Source organism: Tsukamurella ocularis (assembly GCF_965138335.1).
Taxonomy (GTDB): Bacteria; Actinomycetota; Actinomycetes; order Mycobacteriales; family Mycobacteriaceae; genus Tsukamurella; species Tsukamurella ocularis_A.
The window spans coordinates 181,840-197,851 of record NZ_CBCSDV010000003.1 but is presented as its reverse complement, the minus strand read 5'-3'; the positions used below and the strand labels follow the sequence as shown (position 1 = coordinate 197,851).

General features: G+C 70.3%; 20 protein-coding genes, 1 tRNA gene and 1 pseudogene. 7 read left to right on the top strand and 15 right to left on the bottom strand.

Translation table 11 applies throughout. From position 1 onward, the window contains the following. Positions 1-65: 65 nt before the first annotated feature. Complete coding sequence (locus ACNAYW_RS05300) at positions 66-635, top strand: hypothetical protein (RefSeq protein WP_415848703.1); 570 nt, start codon at positions 66-68, stop codon at positions 633-635. On the opposite strand, the gene ACNAYW_RS05295 is transcribed toward ACNAYW_RS05300, so the two are convergent. After that, the gene (locus tag ACNAYW_RS05295; RefSeq protein ID WP_415848702.1) at positions 632-1,144 is read right to left on the bottom strand and encodes a helix-turn-helix domain-containing protein; all 513 of its coding nucleotides are present in this window, start codon (positions 1,142-1,144) and stop codon (positions 632-634) included. The genes ACNAYW_RS05300 and ACNAYW_RS05295 overlap by 4 nt on opposite strands. 22 nt (positions 1,145-1,166) lie before the next feature. Between ACNAYW_RS05295 and ACNAYW_RS05290 the strand changes: the two genes are divergently transcribed. Beyond that, positions 1,167-2,351: a benzoate/H(+) symporter BenE family transporter gene (locus ACNAYW_RS05290; RefSeq protein ID WP_415848701.1), complete on the top strand. Its 1,185-nt coding sequence runs from the start codon at positions 1,167-1,169 to the stop codon at positions 2,349-2,351. A 546-nt stretch (positions 2,352-2,897) separates the two neighbouring features. Here the strand turns inward: ACNAYW_RS05290 and ACNAYW_RS05285 are convergent. Continuing rightward, on the bottom strand, positions 2,898-3,830 hold a 933-nt coding region (locus ACNAYW_RS05285), incomplete at its 3' end, for a serine/threonine-protein kinase (RefSeq protein WP_415848700.1). 186 nt (positions 3,831-4,016) lie between these two features. Next, positions 4,017-4,090: transfer RNA gene (locus ACNAYW_RS05280), tRNA-Pro, on the bottom strand. Positions 4,091-4,340: 250 nt separating this feature from the next. Between ACNAYW_RS05280 and ACNAYW_RS05275 the strand changes: the two genes are divergently transcribed. The 3 genes from ACNAYW_RS05275 to ACNAYW_RS05265 are packed head-to-tail and all read left to right on the top strand — an operon-like array spanning position 4,341 to position 5,907. Then, the gene (locus ACNAYW_RS05275) at positions 4,341-4,868 is read left to right on the top strand and encodes a GNAT family N-acetyltransferase (RefSeq protein WP_415848699.1); all 528 of its coding nucleotides are present in this window, start codon (positions 4,341-4,343) and stop codon (positions 4,866-4,868) included. Positions 4,869-4,898: 30 nt separating this feature from the next. Beyond that, positions 4,899-5,564 (top strand): DUF1361 domain-containing protein, encoded by a 666-nt coding sequence (locus tag ACNAYW_RS05270; protein WP_415848698.1) that lies wholly within the window; start codon positions 4,899-4,901, stop codon positions 5,562-5,564. Positions 5,565-5,583: 19 nt separating this feature from the next. Then, positions 5,584-5,907: a hypothetical protein gene (locus ACNAYW_RS05265; protein ID WP_415848697.1), complete on the top strand. Its 324-nt coding sequence runs from the start codon at positions 5,584-5,586 to the stop codon at positions 5,905-5,907. Between the two features lie 13 nt (positions 5,908-5,920). On the opposite strand, the gene ACNAYW_RS05260 is transcribed toward ACNAYW_RS05265, so the two are convergent. From ACNAYW_RS05260 to ACNAYW_RS05245, 4 genes and pseudogenes are all read right to left on the bottom strand, one after another. Continuing rightward, entirely contained in the window at positions 5,921-6,049 is a 129-nt protein-coding gene (locus ACNAYW_RS05260) for an MFS transporter small subunit (protein WP_415848696.1), read from the bottom strand. Continuing rightward, entirely contained in the window at positions 6,046-7,461 is a 1,416-nt protein-coding gene (locus ACNAYW_RS05255) for an L-lactate MFS transporter (RefSeq protein ID WP_415848695.1), read from the bottom strand. The genes ACNAYW_RS05260 and ACNAYW_RS05255 overlap by 4 nt, the downstream gene beginning before the upstream one ends. A 58-nt stretch (positions 7,462-7,519) precedes the next feature. Further along, positions 7,520-7,876: a DUF488 domain-containing protein gene (locus tag ACNAYW_RS05250; protein WP_415848733.1), complete on the bottom strand. Its 357-nt coding sequence runs from the start codon at positions 7,874-7,876 to the stop codon at positions 7,520-7,522. Between the two features lie 39 nt (positions 7,877-7,915). Then, a pseudogene (locus tag ACNAYW_RS05245) lies at positions 7,916-8,659 on the bottom strand (uracil-DNA glycosylase); the annotation flags it as partial. Positions 8,660-8,828: 169 nt separating this feature from the next. Here ACNAYW_RS05245 and ACNAYW_RS05240 point away from each other — a divergent pair. Further along, a complete protein-coding gene (locus ACNAYW_RS05240) occupies positions 8,829-9,023 on the top strand; it encodes a hypothetical protein (RefSeq protein ID WP_415848694.1) in 195 nt (64 codons plus the stop codon). Positions 9,024-9,181: 158 nt separating this feature from the next. Here ACNAYW_RS05240 and ACNAYW_RS05235 read toward each other — a convergent pair whose 3' ends face one another. The 5 genes from ACNAYW_RS05235 to ACNAYW_RS05215 all read right to left on the bottom strand — a co-directional run bounded on the left by ACNAYW_RS05235 (position 9,182) and on the right by ACNAYW_RS05215 (position 13,503). After that, positions 9,182-10,459 (bottom strand): ATP-binding protein, encoded by a 1,278-nt coding sequence (locus ACNAYW_RS05235; protein ID WP_415848693.1) that lies wholly within the window; start codon positions 10,457-10,459, stop codon positions 9,182-9,184. Between the two features lie 62 nt (positions 10,460-10,521). Further along, the gene (locus ACNAYW_RS05230; RefSeq protein ID WP_415848692.1) at positions 10,522-10,947 is read right to left on the bottom strand and encodes a hypothetical protein; all 426 of its coding nucleotides are present in this window, start codon (positions 10,945-10,947) and stop codon (positions 10,522-10,524) included. After that, positions 10,944-12,401 carry an MFS transporter gene (locus tag ACNAYW_RS05225; RefSeq protein ID WP_415848691.1) on the bottom strand — a complete coding sequence of 486 codons (1,458 nt, stop codon included), beginning with the start codon at positions 12,399-12,401 and terminating at the stop codon, positions 10,944-10,946. The genes ACNAYW_RS05230 and ACNAYW_RS05225 overlap by 4 nt, the downstream gene beginning before the upstream one ends. Continuing rightward, positions 12,347-12,772, bottom strand: a complete 426-nt coding sequence (locus tag ACNAYW_RS05220; protein ID WP_415848690.1) for a tautomerase family protein — start codon at positions 12,770-12,772, stop codon at positions 12,347-12,349. Before ACNAYW_RS05220 ends, ACNAYW_RS05225 begins: the two co-directional genes overlap by 55 nt. A 29-nt stretch (positions 12,773-12,801) precedes the next feature. After that, complete coding sequence (locus ACNAYW_RS05215; protein WP_415848689.1) at positions 12,802-13,503, bottom strand: SDR family oxidoreductase; 702 nt, start codon at positions 13,501-13,503, stop codon at positions 12,802-12,804. An 88-nt stretch (positions 13,504-13,591) separates the two neighbouring features. On the opposite strand from ACNAYW_RS05215, the gene ACNAYW_RS05210 reads away from it, so the two are divergent. Further along, positions 13,592-14,128, top strand: a complete 537-nt coding sequence (locus tag ACNAYW_RS05210; RefSeq protein ID WP_415848688.1) for a winged helix-turn-helix transcriptional regulator — start codon at positions 13,592-13,594, stop codon at positions 14,126-14,128. Here ACNAYW_RS05210 and ACNAYW_RS05205 read toward each other — a convergent pair. The 3 genes from ACNAYW_RS05205 to ACNAYW_RS05195 form a co-directional block, all read right to left on the bottom strand. Next, a complete protein-coding gene (locus ACNAYW_RS05205; protein WP_415848687.1) occupies positions 14,079-14,834 on the bottom strand; it encodes a YoaK family protein in 756 nt (251 codons plus the stop codon). The genes ACNAYW_RS05210 and ACNAYW_RS05205 overlap by 50 nt on opposite strands. A 105-nt stretch (positions 14,835-14,939) precedes the next feature. Then, positions 14,940-15,461: a spermidine N1-acetyltransferase gene (gene speG, locus ACNAYW_RS05200; protein WP_415848686.1), complete on the bottom strand. Its 522-nt coding sequence runs from the start codon at positions 15,459-15,461 to the stop codon at positions 14,940-14,942. A 65-nt stretch (positions 15,462-15,526) separates the two neighbouring features. Then, a complete protein-coding gene (locus tag ACNAYW_RS05195; protein WP_415848685.1) occupies positions 15,527-15,910 on the bottom strand; it encodes a DUF1304 domain-containing protein in 384 nt (127 codons plus the stop codon). Positions 15,911-16,012: the final 102 nt, after the last annotated feature.

Below are 16,012 nucleotides of genomic sequence, written 5' to 3'. Positions count from 1 at the left end.
TTCGTGCAACTGAAGGGAACTGAGTCTACTCTTGGGGCAGTAGTGACGAGGTTGTGGAGGTCCGGATGCGCGCACGATTCGTGCCGGCGGTGGTGGCGTGCGGCTGCGCGCTCCTCGCGGGATGCTCGGCGACGGTGACCGGGAACGGCGCCGGCGTCACCGTCATCCGTGGCGGCGTCGGACCGGGCATCGCGACGCCCGCTCCCGCCACGCCCGCGCCGGTCACCACTACGACGACCACGGCCCCGTCGACCAGCAGTGCTCCCGCGTCCGGTGCCGCCGCCACGGCGATCCCCCTGCCCGACAACGGGAACGGCTTCACCTTCATCCAGACCCGCAGTGGCCGGACTCGCTGCCAGGTCAGTGCGAGCAGCGCCGGTTGCCAGCTCGTCTTCGATCAGCCGCGGCCGCGGACCGGGTCGGGCGACGAGGCCAACGGCGTCAACGTCACCAGCGACGGCGAGCTCTCCTACGTCCTCGGCAACCTGGGCGCCATCGATCCGGTGACGCTCGACTACAAGACCTACACCGCGCGCGGATGGTTCATCGTCGCCAACGAATACGGCACGGCGTTCACGAACCGCACCACCGGCCACGGCATGGTCGTGAGCACGCGGGGCGCGGAGACCTTCTAGCGCGGCGTGGTGATCACCACGACGGCTTCGGCCCCGTCGACGGTGGCGAACCGGTGCGGACCGTCGCTGGTCCACGAGTGCGAATCGCCCTGCTGCACGGTGATCTCGGAGCCCACCGGGCCGACGGTGAGGGCACCGTCCACCACGGTGAGATGCTCCCGGACGGCCGGGCCGTGCCCGGGGGAGACGTGATCGGAACCGGCGGGGAACTCGAGCCGGAAGACCTCGACGGTGACGTGCGGAAGGTGTCGCACCGAGAGCAGTGCGGAGCGCATGCCCCCGTCGGCGACGCTGTGCGCGCCGGGGGACTCGCCGACCAGGGCCGTCAGCGGGACGTCGAGCGGGCCGCACAGCGCGTAGAGGGTCTCGACCGTCGGGTTGCGGCCGCCCGCTTCGATCTCCGACAGCGAGCCCTTACCCACCCCGGCGCGGCGCGCCAGCTCGGACAGGCTGAGTCCGCGCTCGGTGCGCAGCTCGCGGAGGCGTCGGCCGACGTCGGGGGAGGGCATGCCTCCATGCTACGTTCTGTTCATGGAACGTTCTGAGAACGGAACGATGGTGCCGGTCGGCGCCGGCATCGTGACCGCCCTGGTGGGGTACACGTCCGCCTTCGCGGTCGTGCTGGCAGGCCTGCGCGCCATGGGCGCGACGCCCGGCCAGGCGGCGTCGGGCCTCCTGGCCGTCACGGTGACCATGGGCGCCGCGTCGGCGCTGCTCTCGTGGCGGTACCGAATGCCGATCATCAGCGCCTGGTCGACGCCCGGCGCCGCGCTGCTGGCCACGACCGGCGCCGTCGCGGGCGGCTGGCCGGCGGCCGTGGGCGCCTTCGCCGTGTGCGGCGTGCTGTTCGTGCTCACCGGTCTCTGGCCGGCGCTCGCGCGCTGGGTGCAGCGGATCCCCACACCGATCGCGCAGGCCATGCTGGCCGGGGTGCTGTTGCCGCTCTGCATCGCCCCGGTGACCTCGCTCGCGAAGCATCCCTGGGCGGTCGCGCCCGTGCTGCTGGTGTGGCTGGTGCTGCTCAAGGTCCGCCCGCGGTGGGCGGTGCCGCTGGCCTTCGTGGCCGCGCTCGTGGTCATCGCGGTGGCGCTGGTGCGCGACGACGCCGTCCCCGCGGTGGCGGAGCTGATCCCGCACGTCGAGTGGACCACCCCGTCGATCACTCTGCAGGCGCTCACCGGCGTCGTGCTGCCGCTGTACATCGTGACGATGGCCTCGCAGAACATCCCCGGGGCCGCGGTCCTCGGGAGTTACGGGTACTCCGTGCCCTGGCGCCCCTCGCTCGCCGTGACCGGCGTCGGCAGCGTCCTCGGCGCCCCCTTCGGCGGGCACGCGATCAACCTCGCCGCGATCAGCGCGGCGCTCGCCGCGGGACCCGATGCGGGGGAGGACCGTTCGCGGCGATGGATCGCCGGCGTCTCGTCGGGCGCGGCGAATCTCGTTCTCGGCGTGCTGAGTACGGGCCTGACCGCCGTGGTGTTGGCCGCACCCGACGGCGTGATCCAGGCGGTGGCCGGCGTCGCGCTCGTGGGCGCCTTCGCCGCCGCGTGCGCCGGGGCGATGGCGGACGAATCCGCCCGCGTGCCCGCCGCCGTGACGTTCATCGTCGCCGCCTCGGGCACGACGGTGGCGGGCGTCGGCGCCGCCTTCTGGGCTCTGGTCGTCGGGATCGCCGTCTACGCGGTGTTGGGGGTCCGGCGGCCGCTAGACGAGTGAATCCTGCTGGGCCTTCGACGACGATGCGCTCGTCGTCGTGGTCGAGGACGTGGTCGTCGGCGTCGTCGTGGTGGTGGTCGTCGTGGTCGTCGTGGTGGTGCTCGATGTCGGCGTCGTCGAGGTAGAGGTACTGGTCGGCGAGGTCGGCGTGCTGGTGGGCCGCGGAACGGTGGTGGTCGTGGTCCGAGGGACGTCCGTCGGTCGCGTCAGCGGCGCGGGGCCGACCCGGTCGGACGGGCGCTCGGCCATCTCCCGCGCCGTGGTCAGTCCGCCGGGGTTGTCTGCCGTCGGACCCGCCGTGGTCCCGGCACCGTCATCGCCCGAGGTGTTCACGGCGATCGCACCGCCGAGCGCGATCGCGGCGACCGCCAGCGCGCCGGCGGCCGCGGCGGACCGCTTGCGTCGGCGTCCGGCGGACGAGGCTCGGGCGGAGGAAGGGCTGTCGGCGGAGCGGCCGGCGTGGGGCTGCGTGGGTGCAACGGAGCGGCCGGNGTGGGGCTGCGTGGGTGCGGCGGATCCGAAGGGCGGGGGCGTCTGCGGCCGCGNGACCGTGCGCGGCCCGACGGGCGGGTCGATGGGGCGCGACCCGACGGGGCGGCGCACCGTCGGCGCGTACGCCGCGGTTCGGACCGGCCGGGAGCGGTGCGTCGGGAACTGCCGGGCCTGCGTGATCGCCTCCGCAAGCTCGCCACCATCGGCGAAACGCCGCCGCGGTTCCTTCGCGAGGGCCCGGGTGATCACGTCGTCGACGGCGGCGGGGACCCACCCCGGCAGCGCAGGCGGCTCCTGCCGGATGTGCTGGACGCAGAGAGCGACGGCGGTCTCCGCGGTGAACGGCGGGTGGCCGGTAAGGCATTCGTAGCCGACGACGCCGAGGGAGTAGACGTCGGAGGCGGCGGTGGCGTCCTCGCCGGAGGCCTGTTCGGGGGAGATGTACTGGGCGGTGCCCATGACCATGCCGGTCTTGGTGACGGGTGCGGCGTCGACGGCTTTGGCGATGCCGAAGTCGGTGATCTTCACCTGCCCGGTGGGGGTGATGAGGATGTTGCCGGGTTTGACGTCGCGGTGGACCAGGCCGGCGGTGTGGGCGACTTGGAGGGCGCGGCCGGTCTGTTCGAGGAGGTCGAGGGCCTGGGCTTGGCTGAGGTGGCCGAGGCGGGACAGGACGGCGTTGAGGGGTTCGCCGTTGACGAGTTCCATGACGAGGTAGGCCAGGGGTGCGCCGCCGGTCTGGTCGGCGGTTTCGCCGTAGTCGTAGACGCCGGCGATGCCGGGGTGGTTGAGGGCGGCGGTGGTGCGGGCCTCGTTGCGGAAGCGGGCCAGGAATTCCTGGTCCTCGGAGAATTCCGCTTTGAGCACCTTGACCGCTACGCGGCGGTCGAGCCGCGTGTCCATCGCCTCCCACACCTGGCCCATGCCACCGGTGGCGATGAGCCGGAGGAGTCGGTAGCGGTCGGCGAGTGCGGTTCCGCTGCGCATGGCTGGTCCCTCCTGGATCGGGATCGTCGCCGGTACATCGGCTCGGGCAGCGATGGATCGGGGCGCGTGTCGTCGGAACGACACCGCGCACGACGAATCGAGGTGTCTGGTTCGTCGGGTGTATCGCGCACCGGGGTGGGATCGTTACCCGGCCGGGTGCCCGACCGCGGCGGTGCCGCCCCTCTGTCGGGATGACAGGATTTGAACCTGCGACCCTTCGCTCCCAAAGCGAATGCGCTACCAAGCTGCGCCACATCCCGTGATCGCTCGCGCGACCAGGTAAGAGAGTACCCGTGGCGAGGACCCCGACTACGCCCGCGTCGATGTGAGCCCTCCGGCTCCGGCCCGGCTCGAACGGGCGGCCACCCTCACCATCGCGGGTAGGTCGCGGCCTTACCGGGTAGACGCGACGTGGGCGGAGTCGGCACCGACGGTACGGAGACCGACAGCCGGCGGCAACGGGATTTCGTCGCGCCCGCGCGGCTGCGGTGTTGCGCTAGCGTGGCCCCGATGAGTGACCCACCGGGCGGGTATGTGACCCGGCCGCCGCGCCCCGACGACGCCGCGGCGTTGGCGTCCGTCCACGTGAGGGTGTGGAAGGCGACGTACCCGGGCATGGTCGACCAGGCGAGACTCGATGCACTCACCGTGGCCGACGGCACTGAACGCTGGGAGCGGATTCTGGCGGACCTGAACCACCAGGCGCACGCGGGCGTGCGCACGCGCTGCGCGGTGGATGCGGTCACCGCGCGGATCGTCGGATTCGCGACGGGCGGCACCGCGCGCGACGAAGGCGCACCGTCGGACACCCAGCTCTGGTCCCTCAACGTCCTGCCGGAACACCACGGCACCGGCGTCGCCGCGGCGCTGATGGAGGCGGTGATCGGTGCGGGTGGCGCCTACCTGTGGCTGGCGACGGGGAACGCCAGGGCGCTCGCCTTCTACCGCAAGCACGGCTTCGAGCTCGACGGTGCCGTGCAGTTCGACGAGGAGTGGTCGTGCCACGAGTCCCGCATGGTCAGACCTGACCTTTGTTAACGACTCCGGGTGCTTTGGCAAACTGATCTGATGACGAGAACGCGCGCTGTGCTGCTGCTGGCCTCCCTGTTCGCCACGACGGCGCTCACCGTGGTCCTCGGCACCACGGATCCCGCGGCTCCGCTCACCTACCCGAGCCGGTTCCTCATCTGGAACCTCTTCCTCGCGTGGATCCCCATGCTGTTCGCGATGGGCTTCGCGACGGTCCGCCGTCGCTGGGCGCTCGTGCCCCTCGGCCTCGGCTGGCTGGCGTTCCTGCCCAACTCGCCGTACCTGGTGACCGACCTGGTGCATCTCGGTGACGGCGAGAACATGTGGCGGCACGTGCTGCAGTACGGCTTCGCGGCATGGACCGGGATCCTGCTCGGCGTCGTCTCGATGCTGCTGGTGCACCGCCGACTGCAGCGTGAGTTCGGTGTGTGGTGGGGGTGGCTCGCCGTCGTGGTGTCGGTGGGGCTCTGCGCTATCGGCGTGGTGATCGGTCGCTTCCAGCGGTGGAACTCGTGGGACCTCGTGACGCGGCCGGACGCCGTCGTCGTCGCGACGCTCGACTGGGTGACCTCGCCGTTCTCCTACGTCCAGTCCACCGGGGTGGCCGCCGCGGTCGCCGCGTTCTTCGGCCTCGCGTACCTGACGGTCTGGTCGCTCACCCCGCCCGTGACCGACGCCCCCGGGAAGGCCCCGGAAGCCGCGTGAGCGGCGTACGGTCGGACGCGTGTACCTGGAGCGTTTCGTCGCGCACGGCTATCTCGACGCCGATCGCGCCGCTCGCCTGAGCTGGGAGAGTTCGCGGTACGTCTCGAGGATCTACCTCATCGTCGGCGAGCGCCGACTCCTCGCACAGAACCTCTCGCTCTGCTGGGCCGACCTCGGCGTGGGCCCGGGCACACCGATCGCCGTGGAGGTGACCAGCGGGAACCGTCGGCTCCTCGACGACGAGCAGCGCGCGATCGCGGGCTTCGCGGACCGGTTCCGTGAGGCACTCATCCCGCCGGAGCCGCGCCGGCCCCGTCGCGGTTTCTTCCGCCGCGCCCGCTGAGAACGCCCGCCGGTCAGCCCTGGAAGAGCTGCAGCGCTGCGTCGATCGCGTTGTACAGGCCGTAGAGCAACGGGATGGCGACGAGCGTCCACGTCACGACGAGCTGGACGGGGTGCCGCTCGTCGGTTCCGGTGTCGGTCATCGGGACTCCTTCGGTGCGTGCGCGGCGTCGACGGCATCGACGACGGTGCCCGTCTCGTGCCAGCGGTCGGCGACGGGGCGGATGGCGAGGTTGGCGAGGAAGCCGACGACGAGGACGCCGATCATGATGTACAGCGCGAGGTGGTAGTCGGCCGCTTCGAGCGGGATCGCCCGTCCGGCCTCGTCGACCCGATCCTTCTTCGAGTCGAGCACCCGGTTCACGATGAGCGGGCCGAGCACGCCCGCCGTGGACCACGCCGTCAGGAGGCGCCCGTGGATCGCCCCCACCTGGTAGGTGCCGAAGAGGTCCTTCAAATAGGCGGGCACCGTTGCGAAGCCGCCGCCGTAGAACGAGATGATCACCGCGCAGAACAGCACGAACAACGCCGTCGACGAGGCGCCGACGGTCGCCAGGCCGAGATAGAGCAGGATGCCGACGCCGAGATAGATCATGTAGGTCGGCTTGCGGCCGATGTAGTCCGACGTGGTCGACCAGCCGAGTCTGCCCGCCATGTTCGCCACCGACAGCAGCCCGACGAAACCGGCGGCGACGGTCGCGGTGACGGTGGAGACGCCGCTGCCGTTGCGGAAGAAGTCCTGGATCATGTCGGCGGCCTGTTCGAGGATGCCGATGCCCGCGGTCACGTTGCACAGCAGCACGATCCATAGCAACCAGAACTGCGGGGTCTTGATCGCGTTGGCGGCCGAGACGTTCCCGGTGCTCACCATCGCCTTGGAGGCGACGCCGGCGGGGTCGAAGCCCGCGGGGACGTAGCCGGGCGCGGGCACGCGAATGGTGAAGACGCCCATCATCATCACCACGAAATAGGCGATGCCCAGAGTGATGAAGAGCTTGGTCACCGCGCTGCCGCCGGCGTCGGCGCCGCCGTAGAACGTCATCAACTCCTTCGAGAGCGGCGAGGCGACCATGGCGCCGCCGCCGAACCCCATGATGGCCATACCGGTCGCGAGCCCGGGCCGGTCGGGGAACCACTTCATCAGCGTGGAGACGGGCGAGATGTAGCCCAAGCCGAGGCCGATGCCGCCGACCACGCCGTACCCGAGGTAGACGAGCCACAGCTGGCCGGTCGCGATGCCGGCCGCGGCGATGAGGAAGCCCGCGCCCCAGCAGCTCGCCGCGGTGAACATGGTGCGCCGCGGCCCCACTCGATCCACCCAAGTACCGAAGACCGCCGCCGAGAGTCCCAGCATCACGATGGCGACGGAGAAGACGATGCCGATCATGGTCTTGTTGGTGTCGAAGTGCTTGACCAGCGCGTCCTTGTAGACGCTCGTCGCGTACACCTGACCGATGCACAGGTGGATGGCCAGCGCCGCAGGCGGGATCAACCACCGGTTGTAGTTCAGCGGTGCGACGGAGTGCTCTCGGTCGAGGAAGGACAGCGCGGCCACGGCGCGACGCTAGCAGCCGGGGCGGGCCCGACGGTGCCGGTCGGAGAAGTTCGATCTGTCAACGAAGGAGAGGGTCGCGCCCGGTCAGGAGCGCGGCGAGGACGTGGGCGTGGCTGATGTCCTCGGCCTTGGAGGCGGTGAGCAGGGTGACGGGTCCCGCTTCGACCCGGGCCTGCAGGCCCTCGAACGCGGCGGCCGCCTCGGGCTCGGCGAGTTCCGCCCGGTACCGCTCGACGAACTCGGCGTACTTCGCGGGATCGTGCTCGTACCACTTCCGCAGCTCGGTGGACGGTGAGATCGCCCTGCACCATTGCGTCAGGTCGGCGCGGTCCTTGCTGATCCCGCGCGGCCACAGCCGGTCGACGAGGATCCGCTCGCCGTCGCCCGCGGCTTCCGTCTCGTACACCCGCTTCACTCGGACGGCCACCGTCACCCCTTCCGCTGCATCGTCGCCCGCGATCGTCCGCGCGCGCTGGAGAACGTCTTCCAGCATGGTGGGTGTCAGGCGCCCTGTGAAGGTGTTGTGCTGGCTCACGTGGAAGCAGCCGAGGACGGCGAGCGCGCGGCCGTTGGGGTGCACGAGGTCGACGCGGGTGCCGTGGCCGAACGCGGGCCGCGGCCTCGGTACCCGCCAGCCGTCCTCGACCAGGACGGCGAACAGCGCCTGCCAGCCGAACGCGCCCAGCACCACCGCGACGCGGAGTCGGGGGAGCAGCGCGAGTTCGCGGGCGAGGAAAGGTGCGCAGGTTCGGCGTTCCGTCGGGGTCGGTTTGTTGTCCGGCGGTGCGCAGCGGACGGGCGAGCTCATGCGGGTGTCGTGGAGCTCCGTACCGTCGTCGATGGACACGGCGTGCGGCTGGTTCGCGAGCCCGACCGCGTGCAGGGCGGCGAACAGGACGTCACCACTCCGATCGCCGGTGAACATCCTGCCGGTGCGGTTGGCGCCGTGCGCCGCCGGCGCGAGACCGACGATCAGGATCCGCGCGTCCACCGGCCCGAACCCGGGCACCGGTCGGCCCCAATAGACCTCGTCGGCGAACGCCGCCCGCTTGACGCGAGCCACCTCCTCGCGCCACGCCACCAGGCGCGGGCACGCCCGGCAGGAGCAGATCAGGGCGTCCAGTTCCGGGACGGTCCGTGCGTTCACCGCCGCCGACGGTGCCGGGTTGGGCTCGTTCGATCGGGCGGGACGGGGCATGTCTCCGAGCCTAGGCCTGCACGTCGCGGCGGACTCGGCGAGCGATCGCGGAGAAGGGCGGCGAGCGCGGAGGAAGAGTCGAGAGCGGGATTCGAGAACGTTTGGTGCGCAGCGGGCCTGGTGCTGGTAGGGCGGGTTACAGCCACGCGGGCGCGGATATGATCGGACCATGCATACAGACGGTGCGATCACCTGGGGAAAGTACAACGTCGTTCAGCCGGGCCTTCGCGAGGACCTTCGTGGCGATGGCGGCGTCGTTGTCGAGGATGGCTCGTTGTTCTTGTATCAGCGCGCGGGTGACGCGGCCCGGCTGGCGCAGGTCCTCGCGACGGGGCAGTGGCACAGGGTCAGCATCGTCGAGTGACGCGCGAATGACTCGGGATATGGGCGAGGCCGGTGGCACCTGTAACGCGCCCCGGCCTCTGTTTCACTGAGCGGTTTACAGTCACGCTCACGAACTTGTTCGAAACTGTATCAGACAGCGATCCTGTGTTCCCAATCAGTACCGGCCGGTCAGGGACGTCAGAGCCGCGCGTACGTCTCGATGTCCTCGGAGAATTCGGCCGCGACGGCGGGCGAGACGGTGGCTCGGGTCGCGGCGAGGGCGGCCAGGTAGTCGTCGGTGCTCAGTTCCTCGGTGGGGGAGCCGTCCGGCGCGTCGAGTGCCCGCGCGAGCGCGTCCTGCGAGGCGCGGCGGGCCGCGTACTCGATGTCCGCGGGCGTCATTCCCTCGCTCGCGGCGGTGAGGGCGGCGACGTCGACCGCGCCCACGACGTGCACGGGGATGTAACGGCCCCAGATGGCCGAGCGGGCGTCGGCGTCCGGCAGGCCGATCGGCATGACGTAGTCGAATCGCCCGTGCCGCAGGAAGGCGTCGTCGAGAGCGCGCACGAAGTTGGTGGCGCACACCAGGAGTCGACCCTCCTGATCGCGGAACTCGGCGACCTGCTTGAGCAGCTCGTTGGTCACACCCTGCGTGGGAGACGGCGGATCGCCGCGCCGATGCGAGGCGATCTCCTCGACCTCGTCGATGAAGACCACGGCGTGCTCCAGGGAGGCGATCGCCTCGAACGCCGAGCGGAGCGCACCGGCGAGGCCGCCGGGCGAGTCGGCGAGCCGCGACGGGAAGAGCTCGACGAAGGGCCAGTCCAGGCGCGAGGCCACCGCTTTGGCGAAGGTGGTCTTCCCGGTGCCCGGCGGGCCGAAGAGCATCACCGCGTGCGGCGGCATGACGCCGAAGCGTTCGGCCATGTCGGGCCGGGCGAGCGGGGTCACCAGACGCTGCTCGAGCATCTCCTTCTCCCGTCGCATGCCGCTCACGCGGTCCCACAGCTGCCGCGGGAGCAGACGCCCGCCGACCTCCTTGAGCAGGTCGAGCTCGCGCCGCTGCACGGGCATCGGCCGCTCCAGATAGCGGACCGGATCCCGAACGACGAAGCCGTTCTTCGACAGCGCGGCGGAGGCGTCGTCGTCGCCGGCGGTCAGCACCGACAGCTTCCCGAGTCCGAGCGGGGCCATCCGCCGCTCCAGCGCGTCGAGCACCAGGCCCGCGACGGTCGGATCGGTATCGGGCGCGACGTCGAAGAAGACGATCCAGCCCTGCGCGTGCGCCGCGCGGCCGACGGCCACCGCCACCACGCGATCGCCCTCCGTGGCGACCATCGCGTGGTCCTGCTGGCAGGAGGCGATCACCTCCGCCATGGAGTACACCGGGGGCGTTCCACGGTGGTAGGCGGCCTCCCAGAGCCGGACGATGGTGTCCAGGTCGTCGTCGTGGAACTCGCGGATATGGGCTGTCATGGACGCAGTGTGGCATGCATCACAGAAGGGTGCCCGCCGGTTTTGCGTCCGCAGCGCGAGGTTCAGGCGTCCCCGTGCTGCTCGTTGTTCGGCGACGATTCCCGGAGCAGCTTCGCGACCAGGTTCTGGTTGCGGCGGATCCGCTTCTCGAAGACCAGCTCCAGGAGGAAGGCGACGGTGGCGGCCCCGAGCAGTTCGATCGAGATCGAGAACAGGACGTTGGTCGCCAGGTCGTGCGGGACGGGGTGCGCATCCAAGAGTCCGGTGTATTCGAAGACCTTCGAGATCGCCGCCAGTACGACCGCGACACCGAACAGGACGTACAGGTAGCGACGCTTCACCTCGAGCGGATCCGCGAGCTTGTCGAGCACCTGCGGATTGCGACGGAGGAAGGCGATGTCCTCGGCGTGGAAGTCGGCGGAGCCGTCGGTCATGTCGCGCAGGACCAACGAATCCACGAACTCGTCGCCGTCGTCGGAGCGGGTCATCCGCCGAGCGTAGTCCTCGTGGGCTGCGCGACGCGCCGGATCCACGCCGTGGCCGCGAGCGAGACGAATGCGGTCGCAACCAGATAACCCGCCGCGGTCCACGGCGCACCGTCGGCGCTGTGGATCAGGGCGGTGAGGATGAGGGGAGTGAGGCCCGAAGCGTAGATCCCCGAGAACTGGTAGACGACGGACAGACCCGTGTACCGGACCTCGGTGGGAAACAGGCTCGCGAAGAAGGTGCCCTGCGCCGCGTAGAAGACGCCGTGGATCAGGCCGAAGACGATGACGAGGCCCACGGTGAACCACACGATCGACGCGGTGCCGAACAGTGCGAACACGGGGAACACGGCGAGGCCGTAGAGCAGGACGCCCGTCCCGTACACGCGCGCAGGGCCGAATCGATCCGCGAGGACGCCCGCGAACGGGATCACCACGGCCATCACGAGCGCCGCCGCGGTGACCGCGAGGAGGACGTCCACCTTGTTCATCGCGAGCGTCGCCGTGGCGTAGGTGATCGCGAAGACGCCCCATGTGTTGAACGCACTGCCCTCCGCCCAGCGCGCGAGGCAGCCCGCGATCGTGTTGCGGCGCAGCACCGGATCGCCGAGCAGCTGGCGCAGGGGAGTACGGGTGGTGTCCAGCGTGGCCCGCGCCGCCACGAACGCCGGGGTCTCGTCGACCGCCAGCCGCACGACGATGCCGATCACCACCAGCACGATCGACACCACGAAGCCGATGCGCCAGCCGAACCGGAGGAACTGGTCGTCATCGAAAACTGTTTGCAGGAGGGCGAAGACGGCGGTGCCGAGCCCGAGGCCCAGCGCCAGGCCGACTTGCGGGACCGCGCCGAAACGGCCCTTGCGTCCCTCGGGTGCGTGCTCGACGGCGAGCAGGACCGCGCCCGCCCACTCGCCGCCCAGCGCGAACCCCTGCACGATCCGCAGGAGCAGCAACAGGATCGGCGCCAGGACGCCCACCTGTTCGGCGGTGGGCAGCGCGCCCATCAGCGCGGTCGCTACGCCCATCAGCAGCATCGTGAGTGCGAGCGTCTGCCGCCGCCCGATCCGGTCGCCGATGTGCCCGAAGACGAGACCGCCGACGGGGCGCATCACGAAGCCGACCGCGAAGGTCACGAAGCTGAGCATCGTGCCCACGAATGAGCTCGTGTCCGGGAAGAACAGCTTGTTGAACACCATCGATGCCGCGGTCGAGTAGAGGAAGAAGTCGTACCACTCCACCGTGGTGCCGAGCAGCGACGCCGCGATCACGCGCCGCAGCTGGGAGCGGTCGGGTGCGGACGGGGCGGGGAAGTCGTCGACGGTGGCGGTACTCACCGTCCGGAACGTATCGGCGGACGCCCGCCGCGTCACCGGTTGTGCTCGCGGTGACCGCAATAGCGTTAGTACGCGGCGGACCGGTTCGTCTTCGCCCAGTCCCGCTCGGCCTCCGACCATGCCGGCGGCGGCACGAGGCCGTTGATCATCCACATCTCCTCGCTGGTGTCGTCGACGTGGAACTCCCACTGCAGGCCGGGGTGTCGTTCCAGCGAGGGGGCGACCATCGCGCGGACCCACTCGGCGATCCGCGTCCGGTTCTCCGAGTCGGAGGCGTGCCGGGCGATGTGGTCGATCGCGATGCGAACCGCGGTCGGGGCGTTCTCGCCGCCGATGAAGAAGTCCTGCGGGGCGACCTCGTGGAAGAGCACGACGACGTAGAAGCGGGGAAGGCCGATCGCCGCGTACTGGTCGGTGATCGCGGCGGCGAGGGACTGCTTCTCGGCGTCCGTGAAGACGTCGGGGGTGTGGTGGATGTTCCAGAGCGGCATGGTGGTTCCTTCGTGTCGACGGGGGTGGGCTAGGCGCCCGCAGGGAACGCCAGGGCCTCGACGGGGCCCGACAGGGCCGCTTTCGTCGTGGCGGTGATCTCGTCGGCGAGGACCTCGACGTCGCCGGCCTCGAGACCGTCGAGGATGGCCGCGGCGATCGCCTCGGGCGTCGCCTTGGGCAGCGGGATCTCCGACACCATGTCGGTGTCGATGAAGCCCGCGTGTACCCCGACGACCTGGGTGTTCTGCCCCGCGAGCTCGGCCCGCAGTGAATTGGTGATCGACCATGCGGCCGCCTTGGAGGCGCCGTACCCTCCGGAGCCCGCGAGCCACGACAGCACCGAGTGCATGTCGACGAGGGCGCCTCCGCCGTTCGCGGCGAGGACGGGTGCGAACGCTCGCGCTACGCGGAGCAGCCCGAAGGCGTTCACGTCGAACATCGCCTCGATCTCGCGTGGATCGCCCGTGACGAGCGGCGTGGGCGTCATGATTCCGGCGTTGTTGAAGACGATCTCGGCGTCGGACGCGAGTCGCGCGAGGGCCTCGGCGGACGCCGCCGACCGGACCTCGAGTTCGACGGGCACGACCGTCGGGCGGGGATCGGTGAACGGTGCGCGACCGGTCGCGTAGACCTTCCGCGCTCCCCGGGCCAGCGCCCCGTCGACCAATGCGGCCCCGAGGCCCCGTCGGCCTCCGGTGACCACGACGACGGCGTCCTTGATGGCGACCATGGCGACTCCTTCTGAGTAATGACTACGTTAGTCAGCTTGATTCAAGCATCGCCTCCTGACTAACGCAAGCGTTAGTTATGATCGGGGCATGGAGTTCGAGGAGCGACTGCGCGACCGGAGCCGGTGGGCGATCGGCGACGGCTGTTCCGCCGCCCGCACGCTGGACCTGCTCACCACGAAGACGGTCTTTCTCGTGGTCCGCGAACTCCTCTACGGAACGTCGCGCTTCGACGACCTCGTGACCAGGACGGAGACCTCCGCCCCCGCGGTCTCGCGCGCGCTCAAACAGCTCGCGTCCGCGGATCTCATCGCAGTGGCGGAGTATCGCGAGCCCGGCGCCCGCGCCCGCGACGAGTACCGGCTCACGGCCGCGGGGCAGGACCTGCTGCCGGTGTTCCTCGCGCTGATCCAATTCGGGGACGCCCACCTGCAGCCCGAGGGGGCGCCGTTGGTGTTCGTGGATGCGGAGACGGGGGAGCCGGTCCGGACCAGGCCGGCCGCCGGCGGGACGGAGATCCCTGCGAGCGGGATCGAGATCCGGCTGAACCCGGACCGGTGGGGTGTGCCGGAGCAGGTCAGCCCAGCAGCTTCCGGCGATCCGAGTGCAGGAACGTCACCAGCGTGATCGCGCCGCACAGCAGACCGGCGGCCAGGATCACCTGCGGACCGGTGACGAACGATCCGATGATGCCGCCGACCGCGGCGCCGAGGACGAAGCCCGCGTAGACCAGGGCGTAGCCGAGCCAGTCGAAGACGGTGCCGTGGCCCGTCGCGTGCCGCTCGATGCCCTGACCGAGCTTGACCAGCGTGCCCGTGACGTAGGAGAGGGGCACCGAGACCTCGCCGTTCTTCGTGAACGAGGTGTTCAGCGCGCCCAGTGAGAAGGTGATGATGAGGATGGGGACGAACCGCACCTCCGGCTCCGCGAAACCGTCCAGGACGAAGTCCGTCGCCGACGCGACCAGGAGTCCGGCGGTGGTGAGCACCGTCGGCCCGTGTGCGTGGTTCTGCCAGAAGTAGCGGCGGCAGATCGACGCCACGACAACGCCGGTCACGAACGCGACGATCAGCGCCGTCGCGGCGAGCGCGCCCGCCCCGGCCACCTGCTGCGCGTCGGATGCCTTGAACCACGTGAGGACCGCGCGCTCGGTGTTGCCGGTCATGAAGGTGACGAAGTAGCCCGCCGAGTGCAGGAAGGCCACCGCGCCGACCATGCCCGCCATGCCTGCGAGGAGCCAGGACAGGCGTGCGTCGGGTCCGATCGCGGCGTCCCGGGAGACGACCGGGCGGGGCTGTTGCTTCGTGGGCTGTTGCTCCGTCGAGGTGGTCATTCCCCATGGTTACCGACGGCGTGCCACCAGTGCTGTGCAGCCGCATCGACTCACACCGGAGCGCCGATGGGAGGCACATCACAATGTGCGGTTGGGAGCGCGCGATCAGGCGACCGGCGAGTCCGTGGCCAGGAAGTCGCGCTGGAACATGCCCATGAGTCGCGCGTCGCGGTAACGGCCGTTCGAGAAGTACTGCTCCCGGAGGAGGCCCTCCTCGGTGAATCCCAACGTCTCATAGACGTGTGCCGCCTTCTCGTTGGCGACGTCGACGTAGAGGTACACCTTGTGCAGGTTGAGGATCCGGAACGCGTAGTCGAGCGCCTTGCGGGTGGCGGGCGCTGCGTAGCCCTTGCCCTGCGCAGACGGGGCGACGATGATCTGGAACTCGCAGTTCCGGTGGATCACGTTGATCTCGACCAGCTCCACCAGTCCGACCGGCAGCCCGTCGTACTCGATGATGAACCGCCGCTCGCGCTCGTCGTGGATGTGCCGCTCGTAGATGTCCTCGAGCTCGGCCAGCGCGTCGAAGGGCTCCTCGAACCAGTACGACATCACCGCCCGGTCGTTGAACAGGCCGTGAACGAACCTCAGGTCCGTGCGTTCCATCGCGCGCAGCGTCAGTTCCACCGTCTCAGGGTAGGACTTCCGCGCGTCCGGGTCGCCGCGATCGCCGACGGAGGAGTGCCGCGGCGCTACGCCGCCAGCCCGACGGCGAGGAACACCGTCGCGAGCAGCGGCGCGAAGCCCTGGATCGCGGCGGCGCGGAGCTTGGTCCGGTCCGAGAGGGCGAGCACCGATGCCGCCGCGAGCATCGACCCCACGCCCACGAGCACCAACGTCGCGCCGACCGCGCGCTGCGGGCCGAAGAGCGCGAGTCCCAGGAACACGGCGATCGCCAGGAAGAGGTTGTAGAAGCCCTGATTGAACGCGAGCGGGCGGGTGACCTCCGCCGTCTCCTCCGTCGTGCCGAAGGTCGCCCGCGAGCGCGGCGAGGTCCACGCGATCGACTCGAGGTAGAAGATGAAGCAGTGCACGAGCGCCGCGACAGCGGCGAGGACGAGTCCGACGACGATCATGCGCTCATCATGGTCGATCGCCGGTCCGCCCGCGCCCGGCAGGTGTGTCGGAGCCCCCGCCCGGGCTGTCGCGGGTCGAACGCCGTCGCGTACGCTTGCCCG

What these genes read in the sequence shown, in the direction of transcription:
- ACNAYW_RS05300 (WP_415848703.1), top strand. Translation starts at nt 66, where the DNA reads ATGCGCGCACGATTCGTGCCGGCGGTGGTGGCGTGCGGCTGCGCGCTC.
- ACNAYW_RS05295 (WP_415848702.1), bottom strand. Translation starts at nt 1,144, where the DNA reads ATGCCCTCCCCCGACGTCGGCCGACGCCTCCGCGAGCTGCGCACCGAG.
- ACNAYW_RS05290 (WP_415848701.1), top strand. Translation starts at nt 1,167, where the DNA reads ATGGAACGTTCTGAGAACGGAACGATGGTGCCGGTCGGCGCCGGCATC.
- ACNAYW_RS05275 (WP_415848699.1), top strand. Translation starts at nt 4,341, where the DNA reads ATGAGTGACCCACCGGGCGGGTATGTGACCCGGCCGCCGCGCCCCGAC.
- ACNAYW_RS05270 (WP_415848698.1), top strand. Translation starts at nt 4,899, where the DNA reads ATGACGAGAACGCGCGCTGTGCTGCTGCTGGCCTCCCTGTTCGCCACG.
- ACNAYW_RS05260 (WP_415848696.1), bottom strand. Translation starts at nt 6,049, where the DNA reads ATGACCGACACCGGAACCGACGAGCGGCACCCCGTCCAGCTCGTCGTG.
- ACNAYW_RS05240 (WP_415848694.1), top strand. Translation starts at nt 8,829, where the DNA reads ATGCATACAGACGGTGCGATCACCTGGGGAAAGTACAACGTCGTTCAG.
- ACNAYW_RS05235 (WP_415848693.1), bottom strand. Translation starts at nt 10,459, where the DNA reads ATGACAGCCCATATCCGCGAGTTCCACGACGACGACCTGGACACCATC.
- ACNAYW_RS05230 (WP_415848692.1), bottom strand. Translation starts at nt 10,947, where the DNA reads ATGACCCGCTCCGACGACGGCGACGAGTTCGTGGATTCGTTGGTCCTG.
- ACNAYW_RS05225 (WP_415848691.1), bottom strand. Translation starts at nt 12,401, where the DNA reads ATGGTCGGAGGCCGAGCGGGACTGGGCGAAGACGAACCGGTCCGCCGC.
- ACNAYW_RS05220 (WP_415848690.1), bottom strand. Translation starts at nt 12,772, where the DNA reads ATGCCGCTCTGGAACATCCACCACACCCCCGACGTCTTCACGGACGCC.
- ACNAYW_RS05215 (WP_415848689.1), bottom strand. Translation starts at nt 13,503, where the DNA reads ATGGTCGCCATCAAGGACGCCGTCGTCGTGGTCACCGGAGGCCGACGG.
- ACNAYW_RS05210 (WP_415848688.1), top strand. Translation starts at nt 13,592, where the DNA reads ATGGAGTTCGAGGAGCGACTGCGCGACCGGAGCCGGTGGGCGATCGGC.
- ACNAYW_RS05205 (WP_415848687.1), bottom strand. Translation starts at nt 14,834, where the DNA reads ATGACCACCTCGACGGAGCAACAGCCCACGAAGCAACAGCCCCGCCCG.
- ACNAYW_RS05195 (WP_415848685.1), bottom strand. Translation starts at nt 15,910, where the DNA reads ATGATCGTCGTCGGACTCGTCCTCGCCGCTGTCGCGGCGCTCGTGCAC.